Origin of the sequence: Clostridium sp. BL-8, from assembly GCF_002006495.1 — a bacterium.
Lineage (GTDB): Bacteria > Bacillota > Clostridia > Clostridiales > Clostridiaceae > Clostridium.
Window position 1 is genome coordinate 23,664 of the sequence record NZ_LZZL01000064.1, and the last position, 10,391, is coordinate 34,054.

Genomic DNA, 10,391 nt, shown 5'->3' on the forward strand with positions numbered 1-10,391 from the left:
AATTCATAATTAATTTATAGTAAAGATATTTATTTCCCACAAATAAAATAAAGGTAGAAAACAATAATTCTATTGTTTTCTACACTTTAAAAAATTCGTTATCTCTTAAAATATAAACATAATTCGTTTATATAAATTGGCTATATTCTTTGCAAATTAAATTATATCACCATATCAAAACAAGGATAATAGCTTTTTCTTAAAACATATGAATTTAATCATAAAACACCAATTTTTTAGAAGCTTGTCTTTATTTTGGTGGCATTATAGTAGCTATACCTTTAAGTACTTCAACACCATTTTGATTTGTGCATATGGTACTTAGTTTTATCCTATTCTTTTCATCAATCTTCTCTATTACTTCTACTTCTGCTTTAATTGTGTCTCCTATTTTTACTGGAGCTAAAAACTTTAGTTCTTGTCCAAGATAAATAGAACCTGGCCCTGGAAGCTGCATACCTAATACTGCGGATACTAGACCAGCCGTTAACATACCGTGAGCAATTCTACCTTTAAACATTGTTTTTTCTGCTTCGATATGGTTTATATGCGCTGGATTTAAATCTCCAGTTATCCCAGCATATAAATACACGTCTGTTTCTGTAATTGTCTTTTGAAAAGATGCTTTATCGCCAATATTTAACTCCTTTATAGTCAAACCTTTCATCTTTATAATTCCTCCCTTTATACTTTATCCACTATAGTAGATTTCACCTATTTTTTTATACTCTTATTAAACAAAATGTAATATGCCTTGTAGTATAATTAATAAAAATACAGTTCCTGTTTTAATACAAGTAATTGCAAAAATATCCTTATATGATTGTTTGTGAGTCAAACCTGCAATTCCAAGTAAAGTAATAACTGCACCATTATGAGGCAATGTATCCATTCCTCCTGATGCCATAGCGGCAACGCGGTGAAGTAATTGTGGATCTACACCAGCATTACTTGCCCATTCTAAATATTGTTTACCAAACGTATCAAGTGCTATACTCATTCCACCTGAAGCAGAACCTGTCACCCCTGAAAGAGTATTCACTGTAACCGCTTCTGAAAGTAATGGACTTCCATTTGAATTAATATTTGTTAATGCATGAGCTATAGATTGAAATCCTGGTAAAGTTTTTATAACATTACCAAAGCCTACTTCTGATGCCGTATTCATAACAGCTAAAAGTGATCCAATTGCACCAGCATTAATTGCTGTTGCTAAATTACCTTTCATACGTTTTGGATTTATAGAAACTGCAAGAATAATACCACATACAAGTGCAATCATAAGTGCCCAGTTATTCATTGAACCTACAACACTTGCTTCTGGAATGTTATAAGGTTCCTTTGTTACCCACGATACAATATCCCACTTAGGAAACACTAGCTTTTGCAAAATTAAAGTTAGCCCAAGTACAGATGCTAGTGGTAAAGCTGATAAAAATGGATTTGGTAAATTTTCATCTTCAACAAGTACTGGTTCTTGTTTATGATTTTCTCCATATCCTTCCCCATTAGCCTGAGCCTTACGTTTACGCCACTCTAAATAAGATACACCACAAATTAAAACTATAATTGCACCTAGTGTTCCAAATACAGGAGCAGCATAAAGATCTGTATTAAAAAACTTCATTGGTATAGAGTTTTGAATCTGCGGTGTTCCTGGAAGTGCATCCATAGTAAATGTGAAAGCACCAACAGCTATAGTCGCTGGAACAAGTCTCTTTGGTATATCTGCTTCTTTAAATATAGATGCTGCAAATGGATATACAGCAAATGCTACAACAAAAAGACTTACCCCACCATAAGTTAGTATAGCCGCTGCTAAAATTACGGACAACATAGCACGTTTTTTACCTAACTTCTCTACTATGAATTTTGCAATAGATTTTGCTGCACCAGATTGTTCCATAACTTTCCCAAATACAGCACCTAATAAGAAGAAAGGGAAGTAAACTTTTACATAGTTACCCAAGTTCGGTAGAAAGATTTCTGTATAAGTCGGCATAATTGCCATTCCAGAAAATATAGCTGCAGCTATTGCAAATATAGGTGCAAAAACAATAACTGAAAAACCTCTATAGGCCATAAACATTAAAAGTCCTAAACTTAATAAAATTCCTATAACTGCCATATATAAAACCTCCATTATTTTATTATTTTTCATTTTAATTATTTTATCCATGTCTCCATTTTGCTTATATGGATCTTTTATTTTAATTTCATTAGCTTATCCTCAAAAATCCTTTGTTCCATTATCTTTAAGTCACTTGAAATTATTGGTTTAAAATTCATTTGATCAAGAATATCCTTTTGTAAGTCTATTCCAGGAGCTATTTCCTCCAAAGTTATTCCATCTCTTGTTAGCCTGAAAACTGCTCTTTCAGTTATATAAAGCACCGGCTGATTAACATCTTTAGCATAATCTCCACTAAATGTAATTTGTTCAACACTATCAATAAATTTCTTTGACTTTCCTTCATTTTCAATTACTAATTTACCGCCAGTAATATTAATTCTAAGTCCTCCTGCTGTAAAAGTTCCACAGAATACAACCTTCTTAGCATTTTGAGTAATATTTATAAACCCTCCACAACCTGCTATTTTAGGTCCAAACTTACTTACATTTATATTACCCTTTTTATCACATTGAGCTAATCCCAAAAATGCTATATCTAATCCACCGCCATCATAAAAATCAAATTGAGATGATTGATCTATAATACTATCTGGATTTATAGCTGCTCCAAAACTCAATCCACCTGCTGGAATACCTCCAATAGGACCTGATTCAATGGTTAATCTCATAGTATTTCCTATACCTTCTTCATTTGCTACCATTGAAATTCCTTCTGGCATACCTATTCCAAGATTAGTTACTGCATTTGGTATAAGCTCCATTGCACAACGTCTTGCTATTATTTTTCTTTCATCCATTGGCAGGCATTTGATAGAATTTGCAGGCATCTTTATTTCTCCACAAAAAGCTGGATTAAACATTTCAGAGAAAGTCTGCATATGATCTTCTGCTTCAGCAACAACTATTGCATCGACAAGTATTCCAGGAATTTTTACAAGCTTAGGATCTAAAGTTCCTCTAGATACTATCTTTTCAACCTGAAGAATAACTTTTCCACCAGAATTTTTTGCTGCCTGTGCCATTGCAAGACCATCAAGAGTTGCAGCTTCTTTTTGAAGGCTTGCATTTCCATCCTCATCTGCATAAGTAGCTCTAAGTACAGCTATATCAATAGGAAATGCCTTGTAATAGAGATATTCCTTATCATCTATTTCAATTACTTTTACAATATCCTCAGTTGTGCTCTCATTTAGTTTTCCCCCCTCTACTCTTGGGTCCACAAAAGTTTTAAGCCCTACGTGAGTAACTGTTCCAGGCTTACCAGCTGCAATATCTCTATAAAGACTAGATATAACTCCTTGTGGAAGATTATAAGCTTTTATTTTATTTTCAATTGCAAGCTTTTGTATCTTAGGAGCCAATCCCCAATGCCCTCCTATTACCTTTGAAATAAGACCTTCTTGGCCGAGATGGTTTAAACCTTTTTCTTTCCCATCTCCTTGCCCAGCTGCATAAACAAGCGTTAAATTATTGGGAGTGCCATGCTCTATGTAAATTTCCTTTAATTTCTTAGAAATTCCCTCAGCATGCCCAGCACCAATGAACCCACCAAATGCAACAGTATCTCCATTTTTAATTAGGTCGATTGCCTGCTCAAATGACATTATCTTGTTCATATCTCATCCTCCTTTCTATATACTCAATGAAACAACAACTTAATATTTTATTTATGATTTCGTTTACATATATTTATATAAGCAATATCTATGCCAAAATTTTAAGAAAGAAACAATCACAATAATGCGCTTTCTTCTCTATATATTTAAAAGATTTTAATTAATTTTATAAATTTATGTTCGCTTTTTCGTACACGTTTCACGTAAACATTTATATAGTGTTCGATTCTTCGTACAACTATATTGCGCATAAAAAAATAGTTGTACGCTTCTTCGTACAACTACACCTGTATTTTATACTTTTCTATTTTCTCATATAAACTAGTTCGTCCTATATCAAGAATTTTTGCCGCCTTTGTCTTATTTCCCTTCGCAGCTCTAAGAGCGAAAATAATAGCATTTTTTTCACTTTCAGCAAGAACATCTTGAAGCTTTTTCGGTATTATTTCAATCTTTTTACCAGTAAGTTCTTTGGGTAAATCCTTTATATCAATAATCTCATTATCCTCCATAATATTAATAGCTCGTTCTAATATATTCTCTAATTCTCTTACGTTACCTTTCCATTCATAGGTTTTAAGATATTGTTCAGCCTCTCTTGAAATTCCTGTAACTTTCTTATTTAAATCAAGTGAAAGCTTTTTGATCAAATGATTAGAAATAAGTATTATATCATTTCCACGTTCTCTTAAAGGAGGAATCTCAATCGTTACGACATTGAGTCTATAGTACAGGTCTTCACGAAACTTTCCTTCTGATACCAATTTCTCAAGATTTCTGTTTGTTGCCGCAATTATTCTTATATTAATTTTTTTGCTGGCAACCCCACCAACCTTTTCTACTTCTCGTTCTTGAATAACTCTTAAAAGCTTTACCTGCATGTGAAGAGGCATATCTCCTATTTCATCTAGAAATATTGTACCTTCATTTGCTATTTCAAATTTTCCTATTTTACCTTCTTTTCTAGCTCCCGTAAAAGCTCCCGCTTCATAGCCAAACAATTCTGATTCAAGTAAATCACTTGGGATTGCTGCACAATTTACTTTAACAAAAGGTCCTTCATGGCGTTTACTTTCCGAATGGATGGCATGAGCAAAGATTTCCTTACCAGTACCACTTTCTCCTAAAATGAGTACATTTGAAGTAGTATGTGCGGCTTTCCTCACTATATTTTTAGCCAAAACAATCGGATCACTTTCACCTATAATATTTTTAAGAGAATAACTGGCTGTATTGAATTCTCTAAGCTTTGATTTATAGTTTTCTAATTCCTTTTCTATAACACTTATTTTTCTATAAAGATTATTCAATTCTTTTACATTTCTAAATAATACCTTGCCTACTACCCCTATTATTTCGCCATTTTTTATTATTGGTATTCTTGATGCTATCATATAATTTCCTTTAATCTTATGAAGCTGTGCCACTTCTTCTTTACCTGTCTTTAATACTATGGGCATTCTAGTGTTTTCTATAACGTCTGCTACATGTTTGCCAATTACATCCTCTCTTTTTATTCCTAAAAACTCCGTATAAGCCTTACTAATCATTGTTATTATCGCCATTTTATTAATGATAACCATTCCATCATAAGCAGTTTCAATTACAGTATTTAATATTTCACTACTATTTTTCTCCTCATCGAGCTTATGAAGCAATTCATTATAGTTTTCTATATTACTAAAAATTAATATAGTTCCTATTATGTTTTTATCTTCCCTCAAAGGTACAATTCTCAATACCAAATTTAAATTGTTAATTACTATAGACTTTTTAAGCTCCATTTTTTTCTCAGACAAAAAGTAAGATAGTTCAGAGTTTCGTATTAATTCATTAACATCCTTGCCTAAGCTATTCTTTCTATCTGTTCTAAAAAGAATACTAGCCGATTCATTAATAAAAAATATTTTATTTTTACAATCAATTACAATTATTTCGTTGGACACACTATCTAATATTACTTTGAATTCATTAAAACAATTTGAGGATAACGTTTTCTTTACCATATAATAACGCCTTCTTTCTCTTAAACTTTATGTCTTTAAGTAGTTTGCTAAAAATATATAATAATTATAAACCATTAAACCTATTTTGAACTGTATTTTGTATTGCTTTTTTAAGATTCGTATAATTAGGGAGATTAAAAAAACTTTTTTCTAATCTATAAATAATAATAAAAGTTATGCCTCGTTCCTTTTTCATTCAATGTTTTGTTACCTTTCTTCTCGAAAACCATCCACTCTAATATATTGCAAATTTTAGAGCGACCCGGTTAGCTCGCTCTTTAAATATTTTAGCTTTTAATCTTACCAATCACAGAATTTCTACATATTCTTCTTTTCCATTAATCCTTATTCTTTGTCCATCTTTAATTAATTTTGTAGCATTTTCAACACTTACCACTGCAGGCAATCCGTATTCTCTTACAACAACTGCTCCATGGGTCATCATTCCGCCTATTTCAGTAACCAATCCTTTAATTGATACAAATAGAGGAGTCCAGCTGGGATCAGTAAAAGTTGTAATCAAAATATCGCCTTCTTCTATATTGGCATCCTCCATTTTTAAAACAACCCTTGCTCGCTCTTCAACAACACCTGATGAAACTGCTACTCCTGCTAAAGCACCTTCTGGTATTTTATCTGTATTATATTCCCCAGTTATAATCTCTCCTTCTGATGTTATAACTCGAGGAGGTGTAAGTTTTTCAAAGATTTCGTAGTCCTCTTTTCTTTTAGTTATGATATTATAATCCAATTTATTTGTTTTAATAACCTCCCTAAGTTCATCGAAGGTTAGATAATATATATCTTCTCTATTATTTATTATTTTTTTAATAACTAAAACATCTGCTTCCTTCATAAAAGCCTGCTTTATGATCCATTCATACCATATTAAAATATATTTATTGAATTCACGGTAGCCGGCATAATTACGCAAAACATTGATTGTCTTTTTTGCCTTTTTCGCCTTTCTTTTTCCACCAGGCAATTTTTCAAGAGAACTTACGATTTCCTGCTCCTTCTATTTTGCTTCTTTCAATCCCTGCTCAAATTTCATACTATGTCCATTTGGCCCAAAAGCTTTTATATTGCTAAGAATAGCTGAAACAAGTATAGTCGGCCTTTCATTCCATCTAGTTCTAGTTATATCAATTTCTGCTGAACAACGCATACCATATTTCTTAAGAAATTCCTTAATTGAATCGCTAACAGCTAAGCATCCTTCACTGCCTTTCAAATCTTCAAAGAAACTCTCTTCTTTTGGTTTTTGAAAATATTTGATTACTTCTGTGTGCTGCCTTAAGCACATTGTAATAATGTGCAACATTTAAACGTGTTTTTGAACCAACCACAGTTTCTAAAAAACGTTTAATAAAAACATTTAATTTGCCAAAAAAATATTTTTATTAAGATGCTATATATTTATGTAAAAATTTCTTAAATGCTGCATTATAGTGTTTTTTAATGTTTATTTCAACTTAAGCTATTATTTCTTTGATTAAGACCTGATTTTAAGAAATATTAGTAGAACTGTATAAAAATCTTTGGTTTTTGCAATTTAAATTACAAATTTAAAAAACAGTATATGATTAATACCATAATATTTACCTTTTATTCCAAAATTATTTACAATTTTACTTATTTAGAAAATAATATAATTTGTAAATAATTTTTAAAAAAGGGGTTTAAATTATGAAAAAAAGAAATTTTATGTTATCTTTACTTATTTGTTCTAGTGTAGTTATATCAAATTCATTTCCTGCATTTGCATATAGTACATTCAATGATCATGTATTTACTGGTGGAGTTTCTAATTTAACATATTCCACAGAAGACGATTCAGTAAATTCATATATTGAAAGTACCATGAAATCAGCAGCAAATAGTTGGAATAATACAAATTGTGGTGTCTCCTTAACAGAAACTGCAAAACATGGAAGTGCGAACATTATATTTTATTATGATGAAGATTTAACTAATGCTGCCGATGATAATGCTGGAGTTATAGCTTTTACAAAATTCTATTTAACAAATTCAAAATGGGTAGGCGGAGACTCAGATAATCACTCAGGCCCAACTAGCAACTGGAGCAAATCTCATATCATAATCAATCCTAGTGTATATAACACCTTATCAACATCTGTTAAGACAGCTTCATTGGCACATGAACTTGGACATGCATTTGGTTTAGCACATTCTAATGATAGAACTGTACTTATGTATCCGTCCAGTGCTAGAACAGTCTATACTCCACAAATCGATGACACTAATGGCATAATACATTTATATGGCAGCAGGTTAACATCTTCTAAATCAACTAATTTATCAACTCCATCAACATTAAATATCACAGATACTACAACTAGTAGTGCCGTGACTGCAGATGAGACAGATTTTTCATATGTAGCAACTCTAGAAGATTGTCTTAAAAATTATTCTGATGTTAATGAATTAACTAACGATTCTAATACTATAATTCAAGGAGAAATACAAGATAAGATATCTTCTTATGATAAAAGTGGTATTTTTACTGATGTAAAAATCAAGGTTACAAATAATTTGGCTGGAACATTAAAAGCTGGTGATGTAATATCTGTAAGGCTTCGTGGTGGTACTATTGCAGGAGAAGATGCCAAAGGATTCAGAATGCAAATAATGAAAGCTGACGGTATTACTAGTGATAATGTGAGTTCTGATAAAATTACTGAAGTTATAGATGGTAGTGATAACTTCAATAAAGGAGATAGTTCGCTATTCTTTTTAAATTGCGTTAATAATAAATACTATGTAACAGGTTCACATCAAGGTAAATTTAAATTAACAAATGATAGTGTACAATTACATGACAAATTAAAAAGTAAATATGGAGATCTTAAAAAAGAAGATTTCATTAAAGATATAAAAAATGCAGTATTGAATAAAAAAGAAAAATAATTCAAATAATGTAAAGTCCTTTTTATTGGACTTTACATTATTACTTTTATTAATTAGTACATATAAAATAAACGAAGGGAGTTAAAATGAAAAAATTGAAATTATCAAAAACAATAGTGAATACAATTGCAGTAGCAGTATTATTGGTCTCAAATCCAATAGGAGCAAGTGCTGAATGGAAACAAGATAATAATGGTTGGTGGAATTCAGAAGGAAGTTCGTGGTCAGTTGGTTGGAAAGAAATTGATGGAAAGTGGTATTACTTTGATAATAATGGATACATGAAAACAGGATGGGTACAAGATGAAGGTAAGTGGTATTATTTGTATGACAATGGTGCTTTAGCACAAAATACTACCATTGATGGTTATTCATTAGATTCCAATGGAGCGTGGATTCAAAATGCTCAAAATTCTTATGCAGACCTAGATAAATTACCACATGAATATCCCCCTACTTTAGCTCAAAAAAATGGTGATGTCGTATCTTCACTTGGTAAGTATTACAATAAAGAAAAGCTTGATAAATTTATTGAAATCTATAAAAATAAAAAAGCAAGTGCAGGAGATATGGTAAGAATAACTATATATACAGATGAGGGCGGTGCAATAATACACGATTTAATTATTGAGGGTAATGATATCAAATTTATAGAAGATAATACAAGAGATGGATATAGCAATCAAACAAGAGATGAATATAAAGTAGTAGATATATATGAAAAATATGAAAAAAATAATACTATATCTTATTATGTGAAAACTGATCAAGGTAAAGAATTATGCATACTCTAGATTTTCGATAATTATTAGCCTACTACACACTTAAAAGTATAAAAGAAAAAGAAAAGAGTGCCCCACCTTCTCCCAAAGAGTAGTACTCTTTTCTTAAATCAATAATTCAATCTAATATCCCTAAAACAAAAAACGTTCTAGGATTAGCTTAATATTTGCAGTACTAAGCTTTTCTTATCTAGTATTATAGCATAAATTTATACAAATTATACTGTTAAAATTATATGCGAAAAGTTTTTATGTATTATATATTATTTATATCTTAATATTGAAGTAATTTTTTAATTTCAAGTTTAATCATCAGTATCATTATTAGGATCATATTTTAATATATCCATAAGATCACATTCTAAAACCTCACATATTTTATCAAGATGATCTAAGTTAACTCTCTCAACTAATTCATTGTAAAGCTCCGAAATAGTATTAGGTCTTATTCCTGTTTTCCTAGACCAATCAGCCTGAGTCCATCTTTTTTCTCCCAATACTCTAGATAAATAAATTCTTATCATATGTATATCATCTCCTATACTGGGGATTTTAATATTATGCCCAATAACAATAATCGATATAGTATATCGTATTATGTTATTGGGTGTCTTCTAAGAAAACTCTAAATTTTTATTTATTTTAACACAAAATATAATTTTTATAATTTTTTGTTACGTAATATCATTTTACGTTAATTTAGTAATCAAAAACTTCCAACTAAATTATTTCCTTTATTCTTATGCTCCTATTGCAACCTTTATCCTTTTTTATATATCCCTTTTTCTCTAATCTATCTATGTGAGCTTGTACTGATGATGTTGAACTAATATCTGCAATCTTGCATATTTCTCTGACTGTTGGTGGTATTTTTTCCTTATCTATTGAATACATCAAATTAATTACATATATTCAATTTTGT

Annotated in this window: 8 protein-coding genes and 1 pseudogene; 2 read left to right on the top strand and 7 right to left on the bottom strand. The window is 30.7% G+C overall.

The window, feature by feature from the left end:
* Nucleotides 1–250: 250 nt before the first annotated feature.
* The 5 genes and pseudogenes from CLOBL_RS19445 to CLOBL_RS19465 form a co-directional block, all read right to left on the bottom strand.
* Complete coding sequence (locus CLOBL_RS19445; RefSeq protein WP_009171380.1) at nt 251–667, bottom strand: MaoC family dehydratase; 417 nt, start codon at nt 665–667, stop codon at nt 251–253.
* A gap of 66 nt (nt 668–733) precedes the next feature.
* Nucleotides 734–2,128, bottom strand: coding sequence for a GntP family permease (locus CLOBL_RS19450; protein WP_077860536.1), 1,395 nt, complete (start codon nt 2,126–2,128; stop codon nt 734–736).
* Between the two features lie 77 nt (nt 2,129–2,205).
* Nucleotides 2,206–3,750: an acyl CoA:acetate/3-ketoacid CoA transferase gene (locus tag CLOBL_RS19455; protein WP_077860537.1), complete on the bottom strand. Its 1,545-nt coding sequence runs from the start codon at nt 3,748–3,750 to the stop codon at nt 2,206–2,208.
* A gap of 281 nt (nt 3,751–4,031) precedes the next feature.
* On the bottom strand, nt 4,032–5,756 hold the full coding sequence (locus CLOBL_RS19460; protein WP_077860538.1) for a sigma 54-interacting transcriptional regulator: 1,725 nt from the start codon (nt 5,754–5,756) through the stop codon (nt 4,032–4,034).
* A gap of 307 nt (nt 5,757–6,063) precedes the next feature.
* Nucleotides 6,064–7,056: pseudogene (locus tag CLOBL_RS19465) on the bottom strand (PEP-utilizing enzyme); the annotation flags it as partial.
* A gap of 389 nt (nt 7,057–7,445) precedes the next feature.
* Here CLOBL_RS19465 and CLOBL_RS19470 point away from each other — a divergent pair.
* Entirely contained in the window at nt 7,446–8,687 is a 1,242-nt protein-coding gene (locus CLOBL_RS19470) for a matrixin family metalloprotease (protein WP_077860539.1), read from the top strand.
* Between the two features lie 86 nt (nt 8,688–8,773).
* On the top strand, nt 8,774–9,481 hold the full coding sequence (locus tag CLOBL_RS28155) for a DUF4362 domain-containing protein (RefSeq protein ID WP_077860540.1): 708 nt from the start codon (nt 8,774–8,776) through the stop codon (nt 9,479–9,481).
* Nucleotides 9,482–9,774: 293 nt separating this feature from the next.
* On the opposite strand, the gene CLOBL_RS19480 is transcribed toward CLOBL_RS28155, so the two are convergent.
* Both CLOBL_RS19480 and CLOBL_RS19485 read right to left on the bottom strand, forming a co-directional pair.
* Nucleotides 9,775–9,993 carry a helix-turn-helix transcriptional regulator gene (locus CLOBL_RS19480; protein WP_077860541.1) on the bottom strand — a complete coding sequence of 73 codons (219 nt, stop codon included), beginning with the start codon at nt 9,991–9,993 and terminating at the stop codon, nt 9,775–9,777.
* 196 nt (nt 9,994–10,189) lie between these two features.
* Nucleotides 10,190–10,363, bottom strand: coding sequence for a transcriptional regulator (locus CLOBL_RS19485; RefSeq protein WP_077860542.1), 174 nt, complete (start codon nt 10,361–10,363; stop codon nt 10,190–10,192).
* Between the last annotated feature and the right edge of the window lie 28 nt (nt 10,364–10,391).